General features: G+C 71.9%; 29 protein-coding genes and 3 pseudogenes. 14 read left to right on the plus strand and 18 right to left on the minus strand.

Annotation, left to right across the window (positions count from 1 at the left end):
- Positions 1–89 precede the first annotated feature (89 nt).
- The 4 genes from P0R35_RS08410 to P0R35_RS08425 form a co-directional block, all read right to left on the minus strand.
- Positions 90–803 carry a phosphoribosyltransferase family protein gene (locus P0R35_RS08410; RefSeq protein WP_284012065.1) on the minus strand — a complete coding sequence of 238 codons (714 nt, stop codon included), beginning with the start codon at positions 801–803 and terminating at the stop codon, positions 90–92.
- A gap of 118 nt (positions 804–921) precedes the next feature.
- Positions 922–1,464 (minus strand): orotate phosphoribosyltransferase, encoded by a 543-nt coding sequence (gene pyrE / locus P0R35_RS08415; protein ID WP_284012066.1) that lies wholly within the window; start codon positions 1,462–1,464, stop codon positions 922–924.
- Between the two features lie 69 nt (positions 1,465–1,533).
- Positions 1,534–2,046, minus strand: a complete 513-nt coding sequence (locus P0R35_RS08420) for a hypothetical protein (protein ID WP_284012067.1) — start codon at positions 2,044–2,046, stop codon at positions 1,534–1,536.
- A gap of 102 nt (positions 2,047–2,148) precedes the next feature.
- The gene (locus P0R35_RS08425) at positions 2,149–2,706 is read right to left on the minus strand and encodes a CDP-2,3-bis-(O-geranylgeranyl)-sn-glycerol synthase (protein ID WP_284012068.1); all 558 of its coding nucleotides are present in this window, start codon (positions 2,704–2,706) and stop codon (positions 2,149–2,151) included.
- 176 nt (positions 2,707–2,882) lie between these two features.
- On the opposite strand from P0R35_RS08425, the gene P0R35_RS08430 reads away from it, so the two are divergent.
- The 4 genes from P0R35_RS08430 (at position 2,883) to P0R35_RS08445 (ending at position 6,386) form a co-directional block, all read left to right on the plus strand.
- A complete protein-coding gene (locus tag P0R35_RS08430) occupies positions 2,883–3,722 on the plus strand; it encodes a proline dehydrogenase family protein (RefSeq protein WP_284012069.1) in 840 nt (279 codons plus the stop codon).
- A gap of 99 nt (positions 3,723–3,821) precedes the next feature.
- The gene (locus P0R35_RS08435; protein ID WP_284012070.1) at positions 3,822–4,523 is read left to right on the plus strand and encodes a DUF502 domain-containing protein; all 702 of its coding nucleotides are present in this window, start codon (positions 3,822–3,824) and stop codon (positions 4,521–4,523) included.
- Positions 4,524–4,584: 61 nt separating this feature from the next.
- Positions 4,585–5,040 carry a PaaI family thioesterase gene (locus P0R35_RS08440; protein WP_284012071.1) on the plus strand — a complete coding sequence of 152 codons (456 nt, stop codon included), beginning with the start codon at positions 4,585–4,587 and terminating at the stop codon, positions 5,038–5,040.
- 65 nt (positions 5,041–5,105) lie between these two features.
- Positions 5,106–6,386, plus strand: coding sequence for a potassium channel family protein (locus P0R35_RS08445; protein WP_284012072.1), 1,281 nt, complete (start codon positions 5,106–5,108; stop codon positions 6,384–6,386).
- 25 nt (positions 6,387–6,411) lie between these two features.
- Here P0R35_RS08445 and P0R35_RS08450 read toward each other — a convergent pair whose 3' ends face one another.
- On the minus strand, positions 6,412–6,798 hold the full coding sequence (locus tag P0R35_RS08450; RefSeq protein WP_284012073.1) for a hypothetical protein: 387 nt from the start codon (positions 6,796–6,798) through the stop codon (positions 6,412–6,414).
- A 101-nt stretch (positions 6,799–6,899) separates the two neighbouring features.
- The gene (locus P0R35_RS08455) at positions 6,900–7,166 is read right to left on the minus strand and encodes a DUF7536 family protein (protein ID WP_284014589.1); all 267 of its coding nucleotides are present in this window, start codon (positions 7,164–7,166) and stop codon (positions 6,900–6,902) included.
- A gap of 196 nt (positions 7,167–7,362) precedes the next feature.
- On the opposite strand from P0R35_RS08455, the gene P0R35_RS08460 reads away from it, so the two are divergent.
- On the plus strand, positions 7,363–7,797 hold the full coding sequence (locus P0R35_RS08460) for a hypothetical protein (protein ID WP_284012074.1): 435 nt from the start codon (positions 7,363–7,365) through the stop codon (positions 7,795–7,797).
- A gap of 53 nt (positions 7,798–7,850) precedes the next feature.
- Here P0R35_RS08460 and P0R35_RS08465 read toward each other — a convergent pair whose 3' ends face one another.
- Positions 7,851–9,188, minus strand: coding sequence for an MFS transporter (locus P0R35_RS08465; protein WP_284012075.1), 1,338 nt, complete (start codon positions 9,186–9,188; stop codon positions 7,851–7,853).
- A gap of 178 nt (positions 9,189–9,366) precedes the next feature.
- On the opposite strand from P0R35_RS08465, the gene P0R35_RS08470 reads away from it, so the two are divergent.
- Positions 9,367–10,713 carry an alkaline phosphatase family protein gene (locus tag P0R35_RS08470; RefSeq protein WP_284012076.1) on the plus strand — a complete coding sequence of 449 codons (1,347 nt, stop codon included), beginning with the start codon at positions 9,367–9,369 and terminating at the stop codon, positions 10,711–10,713.
- 34 nt (positions 10,714–10,747) lie between these two features.
- On the opposite strand, the gene P0R35_RS08475 is transcribed toward P0R35_RS08470, so the two are convergent.
- The gene (locus P0R35_RS08475; protein WP_284012077.1) at positions 10,748–11,374 is read right to left on the minus strand and encodes an FAD-dependent oxidoreductase; all 627 of its coding nucleotides are present in this window, start codon (positions 11,372–11,374) and stop codon (positions 10,748–10,750) included.
- A 305-nt stretch (positions 11,375–11,679) separates the two neighbouring features.
- Between P0R35_RS08475 and P0R35_RS08480 the strand changes: the two genes are divergently transcribed.
- Both P0R35_RS08480 and P0R35_RS08485 read left to right on the plus strand, forming a co-directional pair.
- Entirely contained in the window at positions 11,680–13,449 is a 1,770-nt protein-coding gene (locus P0R35_RS08480) for a 2-oxoacid:acceptor oxidoreductase subunit alpha (RefSeq protein ID WP_284012078.1), read from the plus strand.
- On the plus strand, positions 13,446–14,312 hold the full coding sequence (locus tag P0R35_RS08485) for a 2-oxoacid:ferredoxin oxidoreductase subunit beta (protein ID WP_284012079.1): 867 nt from the start codon (positions 13,446–13,448) through the stop codon (positions 14,310–14,312). The genes P0R35_RS08480 and P0R35_RS08485 overlap by 4 nt, the downstream gene beginning before the upstream one ends.
- A gap of 195 nt (positions 14,313–14,507) precedes the next feature.
- On the opposite strand, the gene P0R35_RS08490 is transcribed toward P0R35_RS08485, so the two are convergent.
- The 7 genes and pseudogenes from P0R35_RS08490 to P0R35_RS16630 form a co-directional block, all read right to left on the minus strand.
- Complete coding sequence (locus tag P0R35_RS08490) at positions 14,508–14,753, minus strand: DUF8593 domain-containing protein (RefSeq protein ID WP_284012080.1); 246 nt, start codon at positions 14,751–14,753, stop codon at positions 14,508–14,510.
- A gap of 198 nt (positions 14,754–14,951) precedes the next feature.
- On the minus strand, positions 14,952–15,704 hold the full coding sequence (locus tag P0R35_RS08495) for a hypothetical protein (RefSeq protein WP_284012081.1): 753 nt from the start codon (positions 15,702–15,704) through the stop codon (positions 14,952–14,954).
- 228 nt (positions 15,705–15,932) lie between these two features.
- On the minus strand, positions 15,933–16,775 hold the full coding sequence (locus P0R35_RS08500) for a polyprenyl synthetase family protein (RefSeq protein WP_284012082.1): 843 nt from the start codon (positions 16,773–16,775) through the stop codon (positions 15,933–15,935).
- Positions 16,776–16,852: 77 nt separating this feature from the next.
- A pseudogene (locus P0R35_RS08505) lies at positions 16,853–17,805 on the minus strand (electron transfer flavoprotein subunit alpha/FixB family protein).
- Entirely contained in the window at positions 17,802–18,593 is a 792-nt protein-coding gene (locus tag P0R35_RS08510; protein ID WP_284014590.1) for an electron transfer flavoprotein subunit beta/FixA family protein, read from the minus strand. The pseudogene P0R35_RS08505 and the gene P0R35_RS08510 overlap by 4 nt, the downstream one beginning before the upstream one ends.
- A gap of 113 nt (positions 18,594–18,706) precedes the next feature.
- Positions 18,707–19,001 (minus strand): annotated as a pseudogene (locus P0R35_RS16625) (helix-turn-helix transcriptional regulator); the annotation flags it as partial.
- Positions 19,002–19,397: 396 nt separating this feature from the next.
- Positions 19,398–19,958, minus strand: a pseudogene (locus P0R35_RS16630) (DUF7345 domain-containing protein); the annotation flags it as partial.
- 159 nt (positions 19,959–20,117) lie between these two features.
- Here P0R35_RS16630 and P0R35_RS08515 point away from each other — a divergent pair.
- The 4 genes from P0R35_RS08515 (at position 20,118) to P0R35_RS08530 (ending at position 21,988) form a co-directional block, all read left to right on the plus strand.
- Positions 20,118–21,422 carry a DUF7096 domain-containing protein gene (locus P0R35_RS08515; RefSeq protein WP_284012083.1) on the plus strand — a complete coding sequence of 435 codons (1,305 nt, stop codon included), beginning with the start codon at positions 20,118–20,120 and terminating at the stop codon, positions 21,420–21,422.
- An 82-nt stretch (positions 21,423–21,504) separates the two neighbouring features.
- Positions 21,505–21,690 carry a hypothetical protein gene (locus tag P0R35_RS08520; protein ID WP_284012084.1) on the plus strand — a complete coding sequence of 62 codons (186 nt, stop codon included), beginning with the start codon at positions 21,505–21,507 and terminating at the stop codon, positions 21,688–21,690.
- Positions 21,672–21,881, plus strand: a complete 210-nt coding sequence (locus P0R35_RS08525) for a hypothetical protein (protein WP_284012085.1) — start codon at positions 21,672–21,674, stop codon at positions 21,879–21,881. The genes P0R35_RS08520 and P0R35_RS08525 overlap by 19 nt, the downstream gene beginning before the upstream one ends.
- Positions 21,854–21,988, plus strand: coding sequence for a hypothetical protein (locus P0R35_RS08530; RefSeq protein ID WP_284012086.1), 135 nt, complete (start codon positions 21,854–21,856; stop codon positions 21,986–21,988). Before P0R35_RS08525 ends, P0R35_RS08530 begins: the two co-directional genes overlap by 28 nt.
- Positions 21,989–22,022: 34 nt before the next feature.
- Here P0R35_RS08530 and P0R35_RS08535 read toward each other — a convergent pair whose 3' ends face one another.
- Positions 22,023–22,706: a methyltransferase domain-containing protein gene (locus tag P0R35_RS08535; RefSeq protein ID WP_284012087.1), complete on the minus strand. Its 684-nt coding sequence runs from the start codon at positions 22,704–22,706 to the stop codon at positions 22,023–22,025.
- 122 nt (positions 22,707–22,828) lie between these two features.
- Between P0R35_RS08535 and P0R35_RS08540 the strand changes: the two genes are divergently transcribed.
- On the plus strand, positions 22,829–23,593 hold the full coding sequence (locus tag P0R35_RS08540; protein ID WP_284012088.1) for a creatininase family protein: 765 nt from the start codon (positions 22,829–22,831) through the stop codon (positions 23,591–23,593).
- Between the two features lie 56 nt (positions 23,594–23,649).
- On the opposite strand, the gene P0R35_RS08545 is transcribed toward P0R35_RS08540, so the two are convergent.
- Together P0R35_RS08545 and P0R35_RS08550 are read right to left on the minus strand one after the other, a co-directional pair.
- The gene (locus P0R35_RS08545; protein ID WP_284012089.1) at positions 23,650–24,099 is read right to left on the minus strand and encodes a DUF5790 family protein; all 450 of its coding nucleotides are present in this window, start codon (positions 24,097–24,099) and stop codon (positions 23,650–23,652) included.
- Between the two features lie 118 nt (positions 24,100–24,217).
- Positions 24,218–24,574 (minus strand): dihydroneopterin aldolase family protein, encoded by a 357-nt coding sequence (locus tag P0R35_RS08550; protein ID WP_284012090.1) that lies wholly within the window; start codon positions 24,572–24,574, stop codon positions 24,218–24,220.
- A gap of 138 nt (positions 24,575–24,712) precedes the next feature.
- Here P0R35_RS08550 and azf point away from each other — a divergent pair, with 138 nt between their 5' ends.
- On the plus strand, positions 24,713–25,516 hold the full coding sequence (gene azf, locus P0R35_RS08555; protein WP_284012091.1) for an NAD-dependent glucose-6-phosphate dehydrogenase Azf: 804 nt from the start codon (positions 24,713–24,715) through the stop codon (positions 25,514–25,516).
- The last annotated feature ends 14 nt before the right edge of the window (positions 25,517–25,530 follow it).

Raw genomic sequence — 25,530 nt, forward strand, 5'->3', positions numbered from 1 at the left:
TCGCGTGCAACGAAGTCGCGGGCGGCCGCCGCGCGTCGCAGGGGCGGCACGTGTCCCCTCGCGGATCGGGGTCCCGCTCGCGGCTCGGGTTACTCGAACTCGGTCAACGCCCCGACCGGCGCGTCCGTGATCTCCGCCGCGCGGTCGGTGCCCTCGGTGCCGACCGCGATGAGCGCGAACACGCCGGCCACGTTCGCGTCCGCCTGGAGGGCGATGTCGAGGAGGAGTTCCTGCGTCTCGCCCGAGCGGATCAGGTCGTCGACGACGAGCACCGACTCGCCGGCGTCGATGGCGCCCGCGGGGAGGTAGTACGTCAACTCGATCCCGCTGGCGAGGCGCTGGCGCGACTCGATGAACTCCTCGACGGCGGTCTCCTTCGACTTCTTCGCGTAGGCGACGCGGGCGTCGAAGTGGCTCGCCATCGCCGCCCCCAGCGTGATCCCGTCGGTCGCGGCCGTCAACACCACGTCCGGCGTGTCGAAGGCGAACGACTCGGCGGCGACGGGCGCGACCAGATCGAGGAACGGCTGGTCGAACACGACGCCGGAGTTGTCGACGTACCCCTCCTCGTCGAACCCGATGCGCGCCTCCAACTCCGCCGCGAGCGTCTCGCGGCCGATGCCGCCGACGACCTCCTGGGCGCGCTCGGCGCCCGGGAGGACGTGGCCGTTGACGTAGCGGTTCAGGTCGCCCGCCGGCAGGCCGGTCACCTCGGCGAGTTCGTCGTACGTGCGCGTCTCCTTCAGCGTCCGCAACACGGCGACCGCCTGCAACTGCAGGGCGGCCTTCTCGGCCCTGTTCATGCACCTATGCTCGTTCGTGCAAGTATGAACACTTCGGAACGGAGAGCGCGCCCGAACCGCATCCTTGTGCAAGCGTGACACGCGGAGCGAGCCGGCGCCGAGCACCCGAGCGGGGCCGTCAGCGGTCCGCGAGCAGGCGCGAGGCCGTCAGCAGCGACTCCAACTCGACGTCGTGCTCGGCGAGCAACTCCCGGGCGCCCTCCTCGCGGTCGACGACGACGAGCACGCGGTTCACCGTCGCGCCGGCGTCGCGGAGCGCCTCGACCGCGTCGAGCGCGGACTGCCCGGTCGTGGCGATGTCCTCCAACACGACGACCTCCTCGCCCTCGCGCAGCTCGCCCTCGATGCGGTTGCCGGTGCCGTACTCCTTGGCGGCCTTGCGGACGATGACGTACGGGGAGCCGGTCTCGACGCTCGTGGCGGCGACGAGCGGGACGGCGCCGAGCGCGACGCCCGCGAGCTTCGCGTCGCCCACGCGCTCGGCGTAGGCGTCGGCGATGAGGCGGAGACACGTCGGGTCCGTCTCGAAGCGGTACTTGTCCACGTAGTAGTCGCTCGTCCCGCCGTGGGAGAGCTCGAACTCCCCGAACAGCACGGCGTCCGCGTCGCGCAAGGCGGCGATCAGTTCGGCGTCCGCGTCCTCGCCGTCGGTGTCGCTCATACGAGTGGGAGGCGCGGCCCGCCGCGAAAGGCTATCGGTCCGCCGCGGGGAGGTCGGCCGGCCGCCCGGTCAGTTCGCGGCCTCGCAGCGCTCCACGACGCTGGCGGGCACCGGCGCGTCGACCTCGTAGGCGTCGATGGTGTGGTCGGCGGCGCGGCCCTCGAAGACGACGCGGTACGTCGCGCCCTGCGTCGGGCACGCGAGGGCGCTCCGACCGGTGATGCGCGCCTCGCCGACGTCGGTTCGGAGGTCGGTCCACGGCACCTTCGTGCCCGCCTCGTCGACGACGACGACGCGGTCCTCCGAGGGGACGACCCCGCCGGGGTGTTGGATCACGATCGCGGTGTCGTTCCCGGTCGCGTCGACGCCGAACGCGAACGCCTCCGGCCGGTCGATCGGCTCGCCGCCGAGCCCCGTCGCCACGACGCCGCCGATGCCGGCGACGCTCGCGGCCGCGAACAGGAGGAACGCCATGGCGATAGTCGGGAACATGACACGGATATGCTCCCGGACCGTCAGCCGCTCCTCCTCGTCCTCCTCGGCGAAAGGATCGTCCGGCTTGGCGGCGTCCGGTTCGCTCACACCGCATCGAGCGCGGCAGGGGGACAAAACCGCGTCGGGCCGATTCTCAGGAGTGATTCGGGACCACGGGGCGAGGAGCGCGACGGGCGAAACGAGCGCCGCTCACCACGGCTCGTTCTTCGCGCCGATCAGGTATGCGATCACGTTCGTGACGACGTGGAGCACGGGCGTGGCGACGAGGACGACGAGGAGGCGTTCGGGGGTGAACGTCGCGAGCGTCCAGTCGGGCGCCAGCGCCAGCGAGACGGCGAGCGCGCCGACCACGAAGTCCAGCTGGTCGAGCCCGGGGAAGGAGGCGCCCCGCTCGCGCCCCGTTCGACGCTTGAGGAACGACGCGCCGATGTCGCCCAGCATCGCGCCCAGCGCGAGTCCCAGGGCCGCCAGCGGCGGGAACGTCGGGAGCACGCCGGCCGCGAGCCCGAGGGTGTCGGCCACCACGGGCGTCGCCGCGTTCAGCGCGAACGCGAGCGCGACGCCGGCGACGGTGCCGACGGCGGTGCCGCGCCACGTCTTCCCGTCGCCGAGGACCCGTCGCCCGCCCCACGTGCGGCCGCCGTCGATGGGCGCGCCGCCGCCCGCGAGCACCGCGGCGTTGTTCGGGACGTACGCCGGCAGCATCGCCCACAGCGCGCCCGCGACGACCCCCACGAGTCCTGCCATCGCCGTGACCGTGTTCGCGGCGGCGTGTTAAACGCGGGGATTCGCCGTCGAGGGGCGTCGGCACGTCGCCCGGACGGTCGCGCGTTGTCGCGCCGGACCCGCCGCCGGACGTCGGCGTCCCGCCGCCGCGATCCGGTAACACTCAAGAGCGCCGCCCGGCAAGCGGTGCCAGCGACATGATCCCACCCATCGCGAGCCGGTTCGTCGCGGGGGAGACGCCGGCCGCGGCGTTCGACCACGTCCGCCGGGCGAACGAGGACGGCGTGAACGTGATCCTCAACCTCCTCGGCGAACACTACCACGAGCGGGCGCCGGCCGACGGCGACGCCGACACCTACGTCGAGATACTGCGCGACATCGGCGCCACCGACCTCGACGCCTGCGTCTCCGTCAAGCCCTCCCAACTCGGCATCGACGTCGGCGACGACGTGTTCCGCGAGAACCTCCGGCGGGTCGTCGAGGCTGGCGACGAACACGGCGTGTTCGTCTGGTGCGACATGGAGGACCACGAGACGACCGACGTGACGCTCGACACGTTCGAGGACCTCGCCCGGGAGTTCGAGGGCGGGGTCGGGCTGTGCGTGCAGGCGAACCTCCGGCGCACGCGCGAGGACCTCGACCGCCTCGTCGACGTGCCCGGGAAGATCCGGCTGGTGAAGGGCGCGTACGACGAGCCCGAGTCGATCGCCTACACGGACAAGGCGGACGTGAACGAGGCGTACCGCGAGGATCTCGAGTTCCTGTTCAAGGAGCGCGACGCCGGCATCGCCGTCGGGAGCCACGACCCGAAGATGATCTCGCTGGCCGCGGAGCTGTCGGCGGAGTACGACGCCGACTACGAGGTGCAGATGCTCATGGGCGTGCGCGAGGACGAACAGCGCCGGCTCGCGGCCGAGGGGGTCGAGGTGTGGCAGTACGCGCCGTACGGCGGCAAGTGGGTCTCGTACTTCTACCGGCGGGTGCGCGAGCGCAAGGAGAACCTGCTGTTCGCGCTGCGCGCGGTCGCCGGGGTCTGACGGGTCGCGGGTGGGCTCGCGCCCGGCGTCGGCCGCCGCCGACTGCTCGGTGTAGAAGGGCTGATATGCCTCCGCCACGCACGGAGTCGTGAGCACCGAATGTCCACGTGGAAGCGCGACTTCGCGAGCGGCCTCGTCGTCGTCGCCCCCATTCTCGTCATCCTCTTCGTCGCGAACTGGCTGTACAGCGCGCTCGCCACCCTCCCGTTCGTCCCGCGGATCGGCCCGCCGGAGGGACAGACGCCGTCGATCCCGCCGAGTTCGCTGTTCGCCCCGGTCGCCGAGTACGTCGAGCCGCTGCTCCCGGCGCTGTACCGCTTCGCCGAGGTGTTCGTCGCGCTCGTCGTGTTCGTCCTCATCGTCTTCTCCGCGGGCTACCTGATGCGGACCACCTCCGGCCGGCTCGTCGAGGGGTTCCTCGACGACATGATCAACCGCGTGCCCGGGCTCCGGGTCATCTACAACGCCTCGAAGCTCGCCGTCGAGACCGCCCTCACAGGCACGGAGGACCTCCAGACCCCCGTGAAGCTGGAGCCGTGGGACGGGATGCGCATGACCGCGTTCAAGACCGGCCAGACCACCTCGGACGGCCGCGAGGTCGTGTTCATGCCGACGGCGCCCAACATCACCACCGGGTTCGTGATGGAGGTCGAGCCGGCCGACCTCGACGAGACCGACGAGAAGGTCGAGGAGGCGCTCACCCGGATCCTCTCGGCCGGCTTCGGCGAGGGCGGCAACGGGGAGGCGCCCCCGGGACAGACGCCCGTCGACGAGATCGGGCGCACCCCGGGCGACGACTGATCCGGGGGCGCCGCGACCGGGGAACCGAACCGTGAAGTGGGCCGGCGTCGCCCCCGAGCGTATGAGCGACGACCCCATCGACGCCGACCACGTCGAGCTGCTGCAGGCGTTCATCGAGAGCCACGGCTTCCTCTCGTGGCTCGACCTCACCGTCGAGGAGCTGGAGCGCGGCCGCATCGTCATGTCCGTCCCGTACCACGAGAAGCTCGTCAACCCCGGCTCGCCCGTCGGCTCCATCCACGGCGGCATCGCGGCGACGCTCGTCGACACGGCCTCGGGGTTCGCGCTCCGGTCGACGTTCGACGACCCGACGACCGGGTCGCTGGCGACGACGGACCTGAACGTCACGTACCTCCGCCCGGCGACGAACGACCTCCGCGTCGAGGCGGAGGTGCTCCGGGCGGGCGGGTCGATGGGGTACACCGACACGCTCGTCTCCAGCGTCGCCCCCGACGGCGAGGAGAAGGACGTCGCCGTCGGTCGCACCTCCTACCGGCTGTTCCACGACGCCGAGTAGCCGCCGGGCGCGGGCGTCGCCGAGCGAACTGTTATCCGCCGGCCGCGCGAACTCCGGCCGAACCGATGCACCGCGACGAGCCAGTCGAGTACGAGCCGGTGAGCGTCAAGGCCGTGTTGGCCGAGATGAAGGACACCGCCGAACTCCTCATCGACCTCTCCTTCTCCGCGGTGCTGCACGGCAACCCCGACCTCGCGGCCGAGGTGCTGGCGCTGGAGTCGCGGATGGACGTGCTCCAGTTGCAGGCGCGCATGAGCGTGATGATGGCCGCCCGGTCGCCCGAGGACGTGGAGGAACTGGCGCCCGTGTTGGGGATGGTCGGCGCCGCCGAGAAGATCAGCGACGCCGCCGGCGACATCGCCAAGATCGTGTTGGAGGACGTCGGCCTCCCGGACGCGATGCGGGCGGCGCTGCCGGAGGCCGTCGAGACGCTCGTGCGCGTCCCGGTCGTCGACGACTCCGGCTACGCCGGCCGGACGCTCGGCGGGATCAACATGGAGACCGACACCGGCGTGCGCGTCATCGCCGTCCGGCGCGACCAGGCGACCGGCAAGGCGCGGTGGATCACCAACCCCGACCGGGAGACGGAACTGCGCGCGGGAGACACCCTGTTCCTCCGCGGGTTCGAGGAGGGGCTCCGGGAGGTGTACGAGGCCGCCGTCGGCGAGGCGTACGAGCCGCCCGCCGCGCCCGACCCCGCGGACGCGGACCTCGAGCGCGCCGTCGACTCGATCGTGTTGATGAAGAACATGAGCGAACTCGCGGTCGATCTGGCGTACGGCGCCGTGCTGTTCGACAGCCGCGGCGTCGCCGAGGAGGTGGCCGAGTTGGAGGCGGAGGTGGACGCCCTCAAGTCGCGCTTCGAGGCGTGGACGCTCCGCGCGGCCGCCCGCGTCGACGACCCGGTGAGCCTCCGCGGGCTGGTCCACCTCGCGTCGGCGACGGAGGTGATCAGCGACGCCGCCCTCGAGATCGGCGAGGGCGTGCTCAGGGGGCTCGACACCCACCCCGTCGTCGCCGAGGCCGTCGAGGAGTCCGACGAGGTGATCGTCAGGCTCGTCGTCGCCCCCGACGGCGACCTCGCCGGGGCGACGCTCGGCGACCGCGAGGTGAAGACGGCGACGGGGATGCGCGTCATCGCGATCCGTCGCGGCGGCGACGGGGACCGTCCTGCCGGCGGCGACGGCGACGGCGGGGACGAGGACGGCGACGGCGAGTGGGTCGTCTCGCCGCGCGCGGACACCCGGCTCCGCCCGGGCGACGTGCTCGTCGCGAAGGGGACCCGCGCCGGCGCCGAGCGGCTCTCGGCGCTCGCCGGCGCGGCCGAACCGTTCGACCGGGAGTGACCGCGGCGACGGGGGCGTCCCGGCGTCACCCCGGCGGCTCGCGGTCGGCCGGCTCCTCGATGACGGCGCCGCAGGTGGGGCACGCCCCCGGTTGCGGCGACCGGAGCGTCGCGCACGCGTCACACAGCACCAGCCGCCGTCGCGTCCCCGGGTCGCCCCAGTCGGCGTCCGCGCCGTCGTCGGCGACGCCGTGACGCCCCGACGACAGCGCCGCGCCGGGGTCGAAGCGCGTCCCCCCGAACCCTCCGGTCGCCCCCTCCTCGGCGGCCAGCCGCATCGTGTGCTCCACGAGGACGTCGTTGCGGAGGCTGTCGAGGAGTCTGAGGAGCCCGAGGAACGCGAGCGTCGGCACGAGGCACAACACGCCCGTCAGGATCAGTCTGACGAGCGGTTCGGCCGCGATATCGGCCATCGATAGCGTTCACGGGCTCCACGGACTTCGAGGTTCCGCCGCCGGCCGGCCGGCGGCGGACGACCCTCGCCCGGGGTCGAGCGAGCGTCCCGCGGCGGGCCTCACTCCGTCGACGCGCGCACCGCCCGGACCGCGGAGACGACGGTGAGCACCGAGGCGACCAACAGGGTCGTAGCCGACGCGAGGACGACCGCCAACAGCAGGAAGAAGCCGTCCGCGCCCAACACCGGGTACGTTCGCGTCCCGCCGACCGGGCCCAGCAGTTCCAGCGCCCTGACGAGGTACACGATCGCGGCCAGCGCGACGCCGACCGCCACGCCGACGAGGACGTTGCGCTTCACCGAGAGGGTGTCGAGCAGGCCGGCCATCGGCGGCCGGTCGGGACGAGCCTCGGCGGGGTCCGCGGGGCCGCCGTCCCGGCCGTCGGCGTCGAGACGTTCCTCGCTCACGACCCCCGGTTGGTGCCGACGAGTCAAAGCCCCGTCGCCCCGGTTCCGCCGCCGCGACGGACGTACAATGCGTCTATGTTAAATACACCCGACGCGCCCGGACGTATCGAGAGGTATGTCAGCAGATACCACGGTAGAGGAGGGGGAACGGGGCGCGGCGGGCGCCGCGCCCGAACGGGTGCGGGTGCTCCACGTCGAGCGCGACGTCGGGGTGGGCGCGCTGACCGAGCAGTACGTGGAGGCGGCGTACCCGTCGGTCGAGGTGACACACGTCCGCGGCACCGGGTACGGCGGCGAGGTCGCGGCCGCGGTCGCGGAGGGCGTCGACTGCGTGGTCACGGACCACCGCCCGCCGCTCACGGACGCCGGCGTCGTGGCGGGGACCGTCGCGGCCGTCGACGAGACGGTGCCCGTGGTGGTGTTCTCCGCCGCGCCGGACGAACGGATCGAGGGGGCGGCCGCCGTGCTCCGCAAGCGGTCCGGACTCGACGGCCTCGACGCGCTCGTCGGGACGGTGGTCGGACTCGCGGCGGACGGCGACGGGGAGTGAGCGCGCCTGTGGTCCGCGCGCGGGCTCTCGGATAGCCCGAGCCGTGGCGCGCCCTACCGGGAGCCGCCCGGCGCGTACGCGGCGAACTCCCGGCCGCGCGCGGCGAAGTACGCGACCCCGACCAGCCCGACGGCCGTCGCCAGCCCGAACGCGAGCGTCGGGTCGCGGGCGTACAGCCACCCGCCCGCGAGCGCGCTCGGGACGGTGACGACGTTGCGGACGAGGTAGTACGTCCCCGTCACCCGCCCGCCGGCGTCCGCCTCGGCCGGGCCGACGATGAGTGCCTTGTGCGCGGGGAGCCCCGCGAACCGCAGCCCGGAGAACGCGAACAGCGCCGCGTACGCCGCGGGGTCCGCGGGCGCGACGATCAGGAGGACGGGGAACAGCGCGTAGACCGCGAAGCCGAGGCCGACGACGGGCTTCAGCCCGACCCGTCGCGCGAGGCGCGCGACCGGGAGCATCGTGACCAGCGCCACCGCCATCTCCACGCCGAGGAGGACGCCGAAGTACGCCGCCGGCGACAGCGCGCCGACGACCGGCAGCGTCGCGCCGACGCCGCGCTCGACCACGACGATCACGAAGAACACGTACACCATCCCGTTGGCGAACCGGACGAGCGTGTCGGCGACCAACAGCGGACGGAGCGTGTCGGGCAGCGACCGGAGGTCCGACACCGCCGTCGCGACGCCGTCGAACGACTTCCCCAGCGAGTCGTTGGCGGCGTCGTACAGGCGGTACTGCGCGACGGTGCCGACGGCGCCCGCCACCGCCGCCCCCAGGAGGATCAGCCGGAACCCCGCCGCGAACGCGTACGCCGAGAGGACGCCGGCGGCGACCAGCGGCCCGAGCAGGAACGCCGTCCGTCGGAACGTCTCCGTCGCGGCGAAGCCGGAGGCGAGCCGGTCGGGCGGGACGGACTGTTTCAAGACGGCGAACGTGGCCCCGAGGCCCAGCGACTTCCACGCCTGCGACAGGAACAGCCCGCAGAACACGAGCACGACCGCCAGGTTCGTCGGCCCGACCGCCACGTCGCGGACGGGGTCGGCGGCCCACCACACGAGGAAGCCGAGCGTCGAGGCCAGCCCGAACAGCGTGAGCGACGTGCGCGAACCGAGCCGGTCCGACAGCGCGCCCCCGGGGTACGGGAACACCGCCGAGATCAGGTTGCCGACGCTCCCGAACAGGCCGATCGCGAGGCTGGAGGCGCCGAGCACGCTGAGGTACTCCGGGAGGTAGCGGCCGGTCGCCTGGAAGCCGAGGCTGAACGCGAACATCGCCGCCGAGAGCACCAACACGTCGCCCGGGAGCGCGACGACCTGTCGGAACGCGTCGAACGGGTCCGGTTCGCCGCCCCCGGTCGGTCCTCCCTCCGTCGCGTCGGCGTCGGCCATCGTCCGCCGGTGCGGATGGCTGCGGCAAAACGGTGTCGTCGGCCGGTTCGGGAGCGCTCCGGAGCGGTCCCGAGCCGATCGCGGAGGCGTCGGCGCCGCGTCGAGGCGACCCCGGGCGGCGGCGCGGCGGCCCGTACAAACCTGAATTACTTTACGCGGCCCCGCGGATGACCCTCCTATGGGACTGTTCGACCGGCTGCGTGGGGACGACGATCCCCGCGTCGCCTTCGTCGGCATCGACGGGGTGCCACACTCGCTGCTGGAGGACCACCCGGACCGGTTCCCGAACTTCGCCGCCCTCGCCGAGGAGGGGTCCGCCGGCGCCATCGACTCCATCGTACCGCCGGAGTCGTCCGCCTGCTGGCCCGCCCTCACGACCGGGGTCAACCCCGGCGAGACGGGCGTGTACGGGTTCCAGGACCGTGAGGTGGGGAGCTACGACACGTACGTCCCGATGGGACGGGACGTGCAGGCGACCCGCCTGTGGGACCGCGTCGCCGAGAACGGGCGCGACGCGACGGTGCTGAACGTCCCCGTGACGTTCCCGCCGCAGCGCAACGTCCAGCGGATGGTGTCGGGGTTCCTCTCGCCGGGCGTCGACAAGGCCGCCCAGCCCGACGACCTGCGCGAGTACCTCGAGTCCATCGGCTACCGGATCGACACGAACGCCAAGCTCGGGCACAAGGACGACAAGTCGGAGTTCCTCGACGTCTGCCACGAGACCATCGACAAGCGGATGGAGGCGTTCGAACACTACATCGAACAGGACGACTGGGACCTGTTCTTCGGCGTGTTCATGACGACCGACCGCGTGAACCACTTCCTGTTCGAGGACTACGCCCGCGACGGCGAGTACTACGAGGAGTTCATGACCTTCTACGAGAAGGTCGACGACTACGTGGGCCGGATCCGCGAGATGCTCCCCGAGGACGTGACGCTCGTCGTCGCCTCCGACCACGGCTTCACCGTCCAGGACTGGGAGGTCGACATCAACCAGTGGCTGCAGGACGAGGGGTGGCTCACCTTCGAGGACGACGACCACGAGGAGCTCGCCGACATCGCCGACGACGCGCGGGCGTACTCGCTCATCCCCGGCCGTCTGTACCTCAACCTCGAGGGGCGCGAGCCCCGCGGCTCGGTGCCGCAGTCGGCGTACGAGGAGGTGCGCGACGAGCTGAAGGCGGCCATCGAGTCGCTGGAGGGGCCCGACGGCACGCCCGTCGCCAAGCGCGTCGTCGAGAAGGAGGAGGCGTTCCGCGGCGACCACGACACCATCGCGCCCGACCTCGTGATCATCCCGACGCACGGCTACGACCTGAAGGCGAAGTTCAAGCCGCACGACGACGGCGTGTTCTCGACGGGGCCGCGCAACGGGATGCACTCGTTCGAGAACGCGACCCTGTTCGTCGACGACCCCGACGCGAACATCGTCGACGCCGACCTGCTCGACATCGCGCCCACCATCCTCGACCTGCTCGACCTCGAGTACGCGCGCGCCGACTTCGACGGCGGCTGTCTCGTCTGAGCGCGCGGCCGGTCGCGGACGCGGTAGCGACCGCCTACCCGAAGTTCTCCACTTTCGCCTCGCCCCCGTAGCCGGCGGCGTCCAGCGCCGCGACCGCCGCGTCGACGAAGTCGGCGAAGCCGTACACGAACGCCTGCTCGCCGTCGGCGCCCGTGACCGCCTCCGCGACCGCCGCGTCGGCGTCGCCGTCCGTGACGACGACGCTCGCGCCGCGCTCGCGGAGCGCGTCGAGCCGTTCCGTGTGGGCCGGCTCGTCGTCGCGGTAGACGACCGCGGCCTCGTTGCCCGCGGCGAGCGCCGCCTCCGCGATGGCGACGGCGGGGCCGACGCCGGGGCCGCCCGCGAGGACGACCGCGCGGGCCTCGCCCTCGTAGTAGTCGTCGCCGAACGGGCCGCTCATCTCGATCTCGTCGCCCGCCGTCAGGTCCGCGAGGTACTGCGAGAACTCGCCGCCGTCGAGCCCGACGGTCGTCTCGTAGCTCCCGTCGGTGTCGGGCGAGGAGACGGTGTAGAAGCGCGACTCCTCCTCGCCGCCGACCGTGGCGGTGAGGCGCACGAACTGTCCGGGCTTGGCGTCGAAGCCGTCCGGGGAGTCGAGCGTCACCGCGACCGTGTCCGGGCCGACCACCGCGACCGACCGCACCGCGACTGTTGCGTCCATGGGCGTCCGTACCCGGCCGGGGTACCCGAAGCTGTCGCTTCCGGGGCACGCGAGCGCCGACCGACGTCGCCAGTCGAAGTCGCCACGGACGCGTGGCGGACGGCGTTCGTCGCCCCCGGCGGCCGGGCGCTTCGCCGCCCGAGGATCCGCCCCAGAACCGATCGTTCGTACGGTTCGAACGCGTGTTCCGACCGTTCGGTTCACGCAGTTTCGGATCGGAGTTCGTTCGTCCGTCGATCGGCCGGAACCGCCGCATCCCCCCTTTCAGAAGGCTTTTCCACCGACCGTGGGAAGGGGTGACCAGTATGCCAGCGGACTTCAATTGGGCCATCGGCGGGGAGGCCGGCGATGGCATCGACTCCACCGGGAAGATCTTCGCGCAGGCGCTCTCCCGGGCGGGTCGACACGTCTTCACCTCGAAGGACTTCGCCTCCCGGATCCGCGGCGGGTACACCGCCTACAAGGTCCGGACGTCCACCGAGAAGGTCCGATCCGTCGTCGACCGCCTCGACGTCCTCGTGGCGCTCACGCCGCGCACGATCGAGGAGAACATGGACGAACTGCACGAGGGCTCGGTCATCATCTACGACGGCGACCGCACGACCATGGCCGACGTCGAGATCCCCGACGGGATGGTCGACCTCGACGTGCCGCTCAAGTCGCTCGCGGAGGACGCCGGCGGCGCCATCATGCGCAACGTCGTCGCGCTGGGCGCGGCGTGTGAGGCGACGAGCTTCGACATCGAGCACCTCGACTCCTCGCTGAAGAAGCGCTTCGGCGACAAGGGACAAGCGATCGTCGAGAACAACAAGCAGGCCGCCCGCCTCGGCCAGGAGTACGTTCAGGAGAACTACCCCGACGCCGACCTCGACTACGACCTGGAGACGACCGACAACGACTACGTCCTCCTCAACGGGGACGAGGCGATCGGCATGGGCGCCATCGCCGCCGGCTGTAAGTACTACGCCGGCTACCCCATCACGCCCGCGACGGACGTGATGACGTACCTGAAGGGGCGCATCGAGCACTTCGGCGGCCACGTCGTCCAGGCGGAGGACGAACTCGCCGCGATCAACCTCGCGCTCGGCGCCGCCCGCGCGGGCGCCCGCTCGATGACCGCCACCTCCGGCCCGGGCATCGACCTGATGGCCGAGACGTTCGGCCTCGTCGCCACGTCCGAGACCCCGCTGGTCGTCGTCGACGTGATGCGCTCGGGCCCCTCCACCGGGATGCCGACCAAGCAGGAGCAGGGCGACCTCAACATGATGCTGTACGGCGGCCACGGCGAGATCCCGCGGTTCGTGCTCGCCCCGACCACGGTCAACGAGTGCTTCTGGAAGACCGTCGAGGCGTTCAACCTCGCCGAGAAGTACCAGACGCCCGTCTACCTCGCGGCCGACCTCGCGATGGCGGTCACCGAACAGACGTTCGAGCCGGAGGCGTTCGACATGGACGCCGTCGAGATCGACCGCGGCAAGGTCGTCGACGAGGACACGATCGAGGACCACCAGACCGAGTCCGGCGGCTTCAAGCCCCACGAGATCACCGAGGACGGCGTCTCGCCGCGCGCGTTCCCCGGCACCGCCGGCGGCGCGCACATGTCCACCGGCCTCGAACACGACGAGCAGGGTCGCCGGACCGAGGACACCGAGATGCGCGTCAAACAGGTCGACAAGCGCGCCCGGAAGGTCGAGACCGCCCGCGAGCGCGAGGACTTCTCGCCGCGGGAGTTCGGCAACCCCGACGCCGACAACCTGGTCGTGACGTGGGGCTCCAACGAGGGGACGCTCGTGGAGGCGCTGGAGTACCTCGACGACGACGAGGTCGACGTGCGCATCCTCTCGTGCCCGTACATCTTCCCGCGCGCCGACCTCACCGAGGAGTTCGAGGCGGCCGACCAGGTCGTCGTCGTCGAGTGTAACGCCACGGGGCAGTTCGCCGACGTGGTCGAACACGACACGCTCCGGCGCGTGCAGCGGATCAACAAGTACGACGGCGTGCAGTTCAAGGCGGACGAGCTCGCGAACGACATCAAGGAGACCCTCGCCGGCGAGGGGCAGGAGGTGGAAGCATGAGTTCACAGGTCAGGTTCACGGACTTCAAATCCGACAAACAGCCCACGTGGTGTCCCGGCTGCGGCGACTTCGGGACGATGAACGGCATGATGAAGGCGCTCGCGGAGACGGGCAACGACCCCGACAACACGTTCGTGGTCGCCGGCATCGGCTGTTCGGGCAAGATCGGCACGTACATGCACAGCTACGCCATCCACGGCGTCCACGGCCGCGCGCTCCCGGTCGGCGCGGGCGTGAAGATGGCCAACCCCGACCTGGAAGTGATGGTCGCGGGCGGCGACGGCGACGGCTACTCCATCGGCGCGGGCCACTTCGTCCACGCCGTCCGTCGCAACGTCGACATGAGCTACGTCGTGATGGACAACCGCATCTACGGGCTCACGAAGGGGCAGGCCTCCCCGACCTCGCGCGAGGACTTCGAGACCTCGACGACGCCCGAAGGCCCACAGCAGCCCCCCGTCAACCCGCTCGCGCTCGCGCTCGCCTCGGGCGCGACGTTCATCGCCCAGTCGTTCTCCAGCGACGCCCTGCGCCACCAGGAGATCGTCCAGCAGGCGATCGAGCACGACGGCTTCGGCTTCGTCAACGTGTTCTCGCCGTGCGTCACGTTCAACGACGTCGACACGTACGACTACTTCCGCGACTCGCTGGTCGACCTGGCGGAGACGGACTACGACCCGACCGACCGCGAGGCGGCCAAGGAGAAGGTGCTCGACTCCGGCAAGGAGTACATGGGCGTTCTCTACCGGGACGAGGACTCCGTGCCGTACGGCGAGACCCACGGCCTCGACGCCGACATGAGCGACATCGACCACGACGGCGCCCCCGAGGGCGCGATGGATCTGGTCCGCGAGTTCTACTGACGGCCCCCGCGTCGCGGTCCCCCGACCGCTTCGCTCCCGGGTCCGGTCACATTGTCGACAGCGACCCCGGGGAGCCCTGTCACCGCTGCCGCCGACGTCGTCCGGCCGGCCGTAGTCCGCCGCGCCGGCAGCCGACGGAGACGACGCTGGACGGCGACCGTCCGTGAAAAAACCGACGCCGCGCAGCGGCGGCGCTCAGAAACTGTCCGTGAGTCGGACTTCGTCGTCGGTGATCGTGTGGATGCGGCTCTCGTCGAGGGGGTAGTCGTCCTCGTCCGCGGCGCCCCAGCCGAGTTTCGATCGGATCGAGTCGCCGATCCCGGGGTCGGCGTCCACGTACGCGGTTCCGGACTTCACTTCCGTGATCATCCCGATCTTCCGGCCGCCGGAGTCGACGACCGCTTTGCCTTCGTCCTCTTCGGTGACGTGATTTCGGTCCATCGCGCTCGGACGCACACGTCGTGCGGCGATTGTTATTCCCATCGTACACGCTCGACACCGCGAACAACGGCGTGCTACGCCGGAGTCGGCCGACCGTACTCGGCCGGTAGTCGACCGGTTCGCTGCCCGGTGGTCCCGGTTGGATCCCGAGTTCGGACGCGGCCGTCGTACCCGCGACGCCGCCGGGGGCGCGCGGGGTCACTCGGGGGCGTCGTCCAAGCCGTCCGCCAGCGGCTCGACGTGGTCGATGCCGACGACGGCGACGACGTCGGCTCCGTCCCCGCGGAGGTCCCGGAGCCGTGCGGCCATCGACGCCTCCCGGGCGGCGTCCTCGATCCGGGAGGCCCGGGACCGGCTCGCGGTCCGGAAGGCGTCCATGAACGAACGGCAGCGGTCCACCTGCTCGCGCTCGTGGCTCGCTTGGTCGGCGGGGGCGTCCGTCCACGAGACGTCGTGGGGTGTGGGGGCGTCCACCTCCAGTCGAACCGAGGTGGCGGCGGCGACGCCCGCGGCGGCCAGACAGACGAGCGCGTGCGTCGTCGTCCCGGCGATCCGAGTGCCGAGCGTTCGAACCGTCTCGAACGGCGGCCGCTCCCGGAGCAGCGTCCGGCCCAACCGCCGGAAGAAGCCGCCCGTCGGTCGGTCGACGCCGACGACGGTGGCCGCGTCGGCGGCCTGGATCGCCGCGCTCATCTCGCCGCCGAGGGCGGGCGGCGTCTCCTCGGTCGCCGCGTACTGTGCGAACAGCGGCAGCGAGATCGGCGGGAGTTCCAGCGCGAGCACCTCCGGGTCGACGGCCGCGAGGACGTGTCGAACCCGGTAGACGCTCGCCGGGTGGTCGTGGACGACGCCGACGAGGGTCACCGTCCCGTCGTCGTCCGGGAGCTGTCGGACGAACTCACCGGTCACCCGGGGGTCCGAGTCGACGTCGATCGCCGGCGGGGCAGCCATGGTAGGGCGGGGTTGCCGGGACTTAGCGCGGGGTTACTTGAACTCGTCGTTCCCGGACGATCGGGCGGTACAGCGTCGCTCGCGACGTAGTAGCTGCGTGACACCCCGGCAGCCTGGACGGCGCCGACGGCCCGTGTCGACCGGTCGACCGGCGCCGCTGCCCGCACGCGCCGGCGCCGCGGGGAGGGCTCCCGACGGCCGCGGGGCGTCCCCGGTCGCGCCGCCCGCCTATCGCTCCCGCACGACCACGAACTCCGCCAGGTCCCGGAGGTAGCCGCGCGCGTCCGACTCGCCGATGCCCGCGGTCTCCAGCGCCTCCAGCGCCTGCTCCGACTGGTCGCGGGCGCGCCGGTCGGCCTCCTCCGGCGTGAGGTCCGTCACCTGGAGCAGCGAGGGGCGGTCGACCGCCTCGTCGACGCCCGTGGGCTTGCCGAGGTCGTCGGCGTCGGCGGTCGCGTCGAGCACGTCGTCGCGGATCTGGAAGGCGACGCCGACGCGCTCGGCGTACTCGCCGAACGACTCGATCGTGAAGCCGTCGGCGCCCGCGGCGACGGCGCCCAGCTCGGCGGCCGCGCGGAACAGCGCGCCCGTCTTCCGGCGCGCGAGCGTCATGTACTCCTCCTCGTTCGTCGGCTTCGCGACCAGCTCGGTCGCCTCGCCCTCGCCCAACTCGACCATCGCCTCGGCGACGATCTGCATCGCCTGCTCGTTCGCGGAGAACAGGTGGAACGCCTCCCCGAGCATCCCGTCGGAGGCGACGATCGCGGGCCCGTAGCCGTACTGCGCCCACGCCGAGGGGGTGCCGCGGCGGACGTCCGAGCGGTCGATGATGTCGTCGATCACCAGCGAGGCGTTGTGGACGAGCTCGACACCGACCGCGAAGTCGACCGCGTCCTCGGGGTCGCCGCCGGCGGCCTCGCACGCGAGGAGCGTCACCGTCGGCCGGACGCGCTTGCCGCCCGCGAGCGCGACGTGTTCGATCTCGTCGCCGAGTTCCGGGGGTTCGACCGCCCCGGTCACCTCGACGAGGCGTTCGTCGGCCATGGCGACCCGACGCTCCAGATACTCCATTGACCGATAGACGGGGCCGGGCGGAAAAGAGGGTACCGGATGCGGGAGCGGGAGCCGCGACCGCAACCGGGGGCCGTCTACTCGAACTGCTCGATGAGCGCGGGGACCACGTCGAACAGGTCGCCGACGATACCGTAGTCGGCGATGTCGAAGATGGGCGCGTTCGGGTCGGTGTTGATCGCGATGATCGTCTCGGCGCCCTTCATCCCGGCGACGTGCTGGACGGCGCCGGAGATGCCGATCGCGAGGTACACGTCGGGCGTCACCTGCTTCCCGGACTGGCCGACCTGCCGGTTCTTCGGGAGCCAGCCGTTGTCGACGATGGGGCGCGAGGAGGACAGCGTCGCGCCGGTCGCCTCGACGAGCCCTCGATCAGTTCGAGGTTCTCCTCCTCCTCGATGCCGCGGCCGACGGAGACGAGGAACTCCGCGTCGGCGATGTCGACGTCGCCGGCGCCGACCTCCTGGAACCCCTGCACGCGGGCGCCGGAGGTCGCCTCGTCGAACGCGTAGTCGAACGGCTCGACCGCGACGTCGGCGGCGTCCTCGGCGGCCGCCCACTCGCCGCCGCGGACCGTGACCGCGAACGGCTCCTCGCTGACCGCGACGGTCGTCGCGACCTTCGAGCCGTACATCTCGCGGGTCGCCTCGAGGCCGCCGTCGTACGACAGCCCCACGGCGTCGGCGACCAGCGGGAGGTCGAGGCGGTTCGCCACGGCCGGCGCGTAGTCGAGTCCGTTGACCGAGTTGGGCATGAGCAGCGCGGTCGGCGCCAACTCCTCGAACAGCGCCGCGGTCGCGCCGGCGTACAGGTCGTGGTTGAACTCCGCGCCCGCGTCGACGGTGTGGATCGTGTCGACGCCCGCCAGCGAGAGTCGGTCCGCGAAGGCGTCGACGTCGCCGGCGATCACCGCGAGGTGGAGGTCGCCGCCGAGGTCGGCCGCCAGCTCGCGACCGGCGCGGACGATCTCGAAGCTCACGTCGCGCACCTCGCCGCGGCGGTGGTCGGCGACCGCGAGGACGTCGCTCATTCCGACACCACCCCCTTGTTCCGGAGCACGTCAGCCAGTTGCGCGGCCTGCTCCTCGGCTGGGCCGTCGAAGTACGTCGCGTCGGACTCCGTCTCCGGCTCGTACATCGCGGTGCGCTCGATCGGCGAGGCGACCGCGCCGGCGTCGAGCCCCAAGTCGCCCAGTCCGTACTCGGCGATCTCCTTGCTCTGCGCCTGCCGGATCCCGCGGAGACTCGCGTAGCGGGGCTCGTTGAGGCCCGTCTGGACCGTGAGTACGGCGGGGAAGTCGACGTCGGTCAGCTCCTCGACGCCGCCTTCGAGTTCGCGGTGGACGTGCGCCATCGAGAGGTCGTCGGCCGTCTCCAGCGTGTTGACGACGGCGGCCCAGTCGAACCCGATCTCGTCGGCCAGCGACACGCCGGTGGCGCCGAACCCGTCGTCGGCCGCCTGCACGCCCGTGAGGACGAGGTCCGGCTCCTCGTCGGCGACAACCGCCGCGAGGAGGCGCGTCTTCGCGGCCACGTCGAGGTCGGCCGCGGCGACGTCGTCGTCCCACACGCGGATCGCGCGGTCGACGCCCTTCGCGAGCGCCATCCGGATCGTCTCCTCGGAGCGCTCGGGACCGATGGTGACCGAGACGGTCTCCACGTCGTCGTGCGCCTCCGAGAGCTGGACGGCCGCCTCGACGGCGTAGTCGTCCCACTCGTTGAGGTCGTACTCGAGGTACTGCTCCCCGATGTCCGTCCCGTCGATCGCGAAGTCGTCGGCCGCCTCCGCGACCTCCTTGACCGTGACGAGGATCTTCATCGCGCAAACCTTGCCGGGGGCGGGGGTAAACGGTTTCGGAACCGCCGGCGGCGACGCCCGCCGGGCGCGCGGGAGCGGCTCAGCGGCCGGGTCCGTCCCGGGGGGTCGTCGCCGTCGTCGCCGTCCGCCTCGTCGGCCAGCGAGATCAGGTTCTCGCGGCCGAGTCGGAGCTTCTCGATGCGGCCCTCGTCGTCCATCGCCGACAGCAGCTTGTGAGACCTTCGCGTCCGACCAGCCGGTGCCGCTGACGATGTCCCCCTGGCGCATCCGGCCGCCGTTCCGTTCGAGGAGGCGTTCGACGCGTTCCTCGTCGGAGAGGAGTTCCAGGTCCTCCTCGCTGGCCCCGTCGGCTGACGCCGCCGTCGATCCGGACTCCGTCGCGGCGGCCGCGCCGCCGGCGTCCGCGCCGACCGTGGGAGTCGTCGGCCCCGGGTCGTCGGCGCCGTTCGACGGGGCGTCCCCGGCGTCGGCCGTGGCTGGGTCGGCCCCGCCGTCGGGTTCGGACGCCGGCGTCGGGAGGCCGGGCACCTCCGCCCGGAGGCCGCCGCGGCGGTAGGCGACGACGGCGACGACGACCAGGAGTACCGCGCCGCCGCCCACCACCCACGCGAGCGGGAACTCCGAACCGCCGACCGGCGAGTACGCGATCCGGACGTCGCCCTGCGAGAACGTCTGGGGGCCCTCGACGACGATCCGGCGGTCGCTGATAGACCGCCGGAACCCGTCGGAGACGTCGCTCACCTCGTAGTTTGCCGGCGGAACGACGACCAGTTGCTGTGAGGCCGACAGCGACCCGAGCCACGTCCCGTTTCCGGGGGTCGCGAACGCGTCGCCGAGGACGAGCGTGCCGTTCTCGCCCGTCGCGAGGAAGCCGGACCAGGTGAACCGGAGCGCGAGCGTCCCGGAGCCGTTCGCCAGCGTCGCCGTCCGGTTCACCTGGCCGACCGACATCTCCCTGCCGGTGGCTTCGGAGGCCGCCTCGGCGGCGTTTCGGAACAGGACGGCCGACGGCCCGCCGTCGGCGGTGCCGTCCTCGTACGCCCGTGCGTACTCGCGGAACGCCGATCTGTCGGTCTCCGTCTCCAGCGGGATCCGCGTCTCGACGGTCCAGCGGGCGGAGGCGTCCGACCGGAGTTCGACGGTGAAGTTCGTCGTCGGTGCGCCGACCGCGAGCGCGCCGACCTGTTCGACTTCGGGACCGGGGTCGGCGACCGACGCGGGCCCGGCCTCGGGCGGCGACAGCGCCGCGTCTGGACCGTGGGCCGTCGCCGGAGCCGACTGTGTCGCCGCTACGACAGCCACCGTCGGCCCCGTGACGGCCGAGAGGAGAACCACGAACGCGGCGAGGAGGGCGACGTGCCGCATGCTATGTAATCGAGTCTTGGTGTTCTGGCAAAACCCTTTCCATCGGGGGCGCCGGTGCCACGTAATCCGAGGACGCCGGTCCCCTGCTCGCACGTCGACGGAGCCTCGCACTCGACGTGTGGAGCGGTTTTTTATCGGATGAGTCGGTATCACAGGTCGATGCGAGCTATCCCCGTCCTCCTCGCGGCCCTCCTGATGTTCGCCGCAGTAGGCGTCGGAACCCCCGCGACGCACGGTCACGCCGATCGCGTGTCGGCGACCGGTGACCCCGGGGAGTCCAATGCGGCGACGAGCGAGCACAACGCGACCGGGACCCTCCGCGTGCTCGGGCTCAACGGGAGCGAGGACGTCACCGCCGAGGTCGACGTCGTCCCGATCGACGCCGGGATGGCGACCGACTTCGGAGCGAACGCCTCGGCGAGACGGATCGAGACGATCGCGCTTCGTGATCGGATCGAGGGCGCCAACACGAGCGACGAGCGGCAACGCCGGATCCTCGACGGCCTCAACGAGGTGGAGAAGGACGTGATCACGCTCCACAGCGAGCGCCGGACCGCGATCGCCGCGTACTCCGCGGGCGAAACCACTGCGCGCCAGCTGCTCGTTACTCTCGCCGAGCTCCGGGCCGAAGCGGTCGTTCTCGACGACCGAGCCCAGCTCTTGGGCCGACTCGCCGAGGAGACACCGGACTTCACCCTCGGAGACGACCGGGTCACGCAGTTGGAGTTCGACCTCCGGACGTTCGACGGGCCGGTACGATCGCGAACGGCCGCCGCCCTCGCGGGCGAGCGGGGCGCCTCTACCCGAGTGTACGTGGCAGCCACGGAGAGCGGCGTCACGTTGGCGACGGTAACCGACGGGGAGTACGTACGCGAGACGTTCCGCGAAGACCTCCGGAATCGGGATCAGGGGGGTGTGGACGAACTGGCCGCGCAGAACGTAACCGTCCGTAGCTATCCGGAGATCTCGGCGGCAGCCGAGGGAGGGGTCGCGACGATCGGCTCCGGCGGGACCTACATCTCGTCCCTCCAGTACGGAAACGGGAGTCTGACCGCGTTCGTCGACGGCGGAAGCGAACGCGTCTTCATGGAACACCAGCGCGTCCGGTTGGCGGGCATCGAGACCGGGCCCTCGGTGACGCGGACGCTCGACCTCACGCTCCGCGTGAACAGGACCTTCCCCGGCGGCCCGCTCCGCGTCGAGGTCGTCGACCCGCGGACCGGGGAGCCGGTCGACGCGGTCGTGAAGATCCAACCGGACGACGGGGCGAGCACGGAGGTCGGTTCCACCGGCGCCGACGGCGTCCTCTGGACCGTCTCGCCGCAGACGGGGTTCGTCGTCACCGTCGTCGAAGTCGGGTCGACGGACGTCTCCTTCCGCGGCGTCGACCCGGTCGAGCCCACGACCGTCGCCGACACGTTCGGGGGCGGAAACGCGTCGGCGTCGATCGCGACGGACGACTGACTCGGCGGGGCTCCGATAGCCTCCCCGCATCGGTGTCGGCACGAGCCTTTATCACCGGAACCGCGGCCACCGTCGGTAGCCGATGCGACACACCGCCCCTACTCCCTCGTACGCGGACCGCGGCGTCTCCGGCGCCGTCGGCGTCGCGCTGCTCGCCCTCGTCGCGGTCGCGCTGGCGGCGACGGTCGGCGCCGCGACGGCGGGGCTCGCGCCGACGGCGCCCCCACGACCGCGGCGGTCGACCTCTCCGTGGACGGGGCGCGGCTGACGTTCGTCCACGCCGGCGGCGACGCCGTCGACGTGACCGACCTCCGGCTCGTCGTCCTCGTGGACGGCGAGCGCCTGCGGTACCAGCCGGCCGTGCCGTTCTTCGCACAGCGGGGGTTCCGGAGCGGCCCGGTCGGCCCGTTCAACCGCGCGGGCGACGCGCGGTGGACCACGGGGAGTCGGCCAGCCTGACCGTCGCCGACACGAACGCGCCGCGGCTGGAGGCGGACGCGACGGTCGAGGCACGGCTGTACGTCGGCGAACACCGGCTGGCGACCGTGCGCGCGGTCGTCCGGTGACCCGACCGGGCGGCGCCCGCCGTGGGGCGGCCGGTCAGTCGTCGGAGGCCGCCGGCTCCTCGGTCGCCGCCGTCGTCTCGGCGGCCGCGGTCGCGTCGGCCGCCGGCACCGTCGCGACGGTCGTGATCGCCCGCGGCGTGCCGCGGTGGCGCTGCTGGATGAAGTGGCGCATCTCCTCGAAGCCGGCGTCGCGGAACATCGCCTCGGCCTCCTCGGCGTCGTAGAACAGCATGATCGCGTCGGCGAGCTTCTGGAACGGCGTCAGCTTCGGGTAGTCCGGCCCGACGACGAGGACCGTGCCGCCGGGCTTGGTGACGCGCCGGAACTCCCGCAGCGCCGCGACCGGGTCGGGCCAGTACTCGATCGACCCGGACGACCACAGCTTGTCGAACGTGTCGTCCTTGAACGGGAGGCGCTCGGCGTCGCCCATGTGGAAGTGGACCTTCCCGTGTTTGCCGAACTTGCGGAACGCCTGCTCGAACTGGCCGCGCGACTGGTCGAGGGCGTACACCTCGTCGACGTGGTTGAGGAGCCCCTCGGTGGCGAAGCCGGTGCCCGCGCCGACGTCGAGCACGCGGTCGTCGGGGTCGGCGTCGAACCACTCCAGCGCCTGATTGCGCATCCGGTCGTCCCAGATGTAGGGGTTGATCGTGTCGTAGACGCGCGAGAAGTACCTGTAGAACAGCCGCGCGTTGTCCTTGTCCTCGAGGATACCCATTACCCGCGCGTTGGACCGCGCCGGTCATAACCCCCACGGAACCCGGGACCGGAGGCGACCGACGCGTCCCGGTTCGTCCCCGGCATAGCCGCCTACAAGTCGTCGCGGGCACAGGCCACGGTATGCACCTCTCGGACGCGACGTGGACGGAGGTCCGCGACGCCGACGTCGCCGCCGCCCTGCTCCCGGTCGGGAGCACCGAACAGCACGGCCCGCACGCGCCCCTCGGCACGGACTCGCTGACCGCGCAGGCGGTTGCCGACGCGGCCGCGGCGACGTGGGAGGCGCGGGGCGACGGAGCGGACGACGCCGGCGCGACGGCGGGCGACCTCCTCGTCGCCCCGCCCGTCCACGTCGGCGTCGCCGAGGAACACCGGGCGTTCGACGGGACGCTGTGGGTCTCGCCGGACACCTTCCGGGCGTACGTCCGCGAGACCGTCGAGAGCCTCGCCGTCCACGGGGTCGACCGAACCGTGCTGGTCAACGGCCACGGCGGCAACGTCGAGGCGCTCGCGGAGGTCGCCCGCCGCGTCTCCCGTGACGACGCGACCGACGCCTACGCGGTGTCGTTCACGTGGTTCGACGCCGTCGGCGAGCACGCCGGCCGCATGGGCCACGGCGGCCCGCTGGAGACGGCGGCGCTGCGACACGTCGCCCCCGACCTCGTCCGCGAGGACCGCGTGGCCGAGGCCCGGGCGGGCGGCGCCGACCGCTGGGGGGAGTGGGTCCGGGGCGTGAACCTCGCGCACGACAGCGACGAGTTCAGCGAAAACGGCGTCGTCGGGGACCCGAGCGAGGGGACGGCGGCGCTCGGCGAGGAACTGGTGGAGCGGTCGAGCGCGGCGCTCGTCGACGTCGCCGCCGCGGTGGCCGCGCGGGACCGGTAGAGCGGGGCCCGGAACGGACCGGGACCGGGCGGGCGAGGAGGGAACGGCCCGGGAGACTACGCCTCCGCCTCCTCCTCGCCGTCGGCCTCGGCGTCGGCCTCGGCGTCGACGCCGCCGGCGTGGGCGTCCTCGAGGTCGCTCTTGAGCTGCGGGACGAGGCTGGCGAGTTCGCCCACCTGCTCGTGGGCGTCCTCCAGCGTCTCGACGAGCTCTTGGAGCGCCTCGATCTCGTCGGCGAGCTCCTCGTCGTCCTCGAACGCGCCGGCGCGCTCGCCCATCACGTACTGCTTCTTCGCCTGCCGGAGCTCCTCGACGGCGTCGCCGGTGTCGAGCGCCGACCGGAGGCCGTTGAGCGCGCCGAGCACGTTGTCCGCGTCCGTCTCCCAGACGGCGTCGGCCGTCGGGAGCGTCGCCTTCGCGCTCGCGAGGTGCTCCTCCACGTCCGCGCGCATCTCGTCGGCCGCCTCGCCGAACAGGTCGTCGTCGTCGAAGGTAGACTGCGCCATGGTCGCGGATTCTCCGCCGACGTTCTTAAACGGTCGCCCGAAAGTGAAAGTGAAATCCGGTCGCAGTCCTCCCGTGCCGGGCGGAATCCCGGTTCGCGTCGCTCGTGTCGCCGGATCGTTAGGTCCCGGCGCCGGCGTCGACCACCTCGACGAGCTTCATCAGCGGGTAGCCGTCCTCCATCTCCATGCGGGTGCGGGCGGTGACGCCCTCGTAGACGATCCGCATCTGCACCTCCATCAGGTGGCCCGACAGCTCGGTGTAGCCGTTCTCGTGGCCGACGTCGGCGGCGACGGCGTCGTCGTCGATGGCGACCGTCACGGACTCGCAGAACGGCTGGTTCTCGATCGACTCGGCGATGGCGCGCTCCAGCGAGCGGGTGCTGCGCGGGGAGACGGGCGTGCCGGCGAACTGGTGGTACAGCGAGCCGAACTTGATCCCGGCCTCGAAACACGCCTGCTGGGCGTCGGTGACCATACCCGCCGGTCGGGGCGGGCGGGGAAAGTCGTACCGGGCGCGCCCCCGTCGACCGACGGCTCCGGAACGTGTCACGTCGCCGACGCCGACCCCGGGAACCGCACCTTACTTACCCTCGCTCGCCGGAACACCGACCGAATGGACGATCCGGTGTTGCTCACGGGCGCGGGCGGTCGCGTCGGGCGAGCGATCCTCGCCGGCATCGGCGAGGCGTACGACTGGCGGCTGCTCGACCGCGAGCCGCTCGCCGCGGAGCGACTGCCGGCCGGCGTCACGACCGAGGACGTCGTGGTCGCGGACGTCACCGACGAGGAGGCCGTGCGCCGCGCCGTCGACGGCGTCGGCGCGGTGGTCCACCTCGCGGGCGACCCGCGGCCGAACGCGCCGTGGGACTCCGTGCTCGCGAACAACATCGACGGCACGCGGACGGTGCTCGCGGCCGCCGTCGACGCCGGCGTCGACCGGTTCGTGTTCGCCTCCTCGAACCACGCCGTCGGCGCCTACGAGACGGAGGACCGCACCCCCGACATGTACCGCAAGGACGACGAGTTCCGCCTGAACGGCTCGGAACTCCCGCGGCCGTCGAACCTGTACGGCGTCTCGAAGGCGACCGGGGAGACGCTCGGGCGGTACTACCACGACCACCACGACCTGTCGGTGGCGTGCGTCCGCATCGGCAACCTCACGAAGGGCCACCCGCCCCGCGAGTACGAACGCGGGCAGGCGATGTGGCTCTCCCACCGCGACTGTGCGCACCTGTTCGACCGGTGTCTCGCGGCCGACTACGAGTACGAGATCGTGTACGGCATCTCCGACAACGACCGCAAGTACTACTCCATCGAGCGGGCCCGCGAGGCGCTCGGCTACGACCCGCAGGACAACTCCGCGGCGTACACCTTCGGCGGGGAGCCGAAGGAGGAAGCCGAACCGGACTCCGCGTAGCCCCGCCCGGCGGC

Source organism: Halobaculum litoreum, assembly GCF_030127125.1.
Lineage (GTDB): Archaea > Halobacteriota > Halobacteria > Halobacteriales > Haloferacaceae > Halobaculum > Halobaculum litoreum.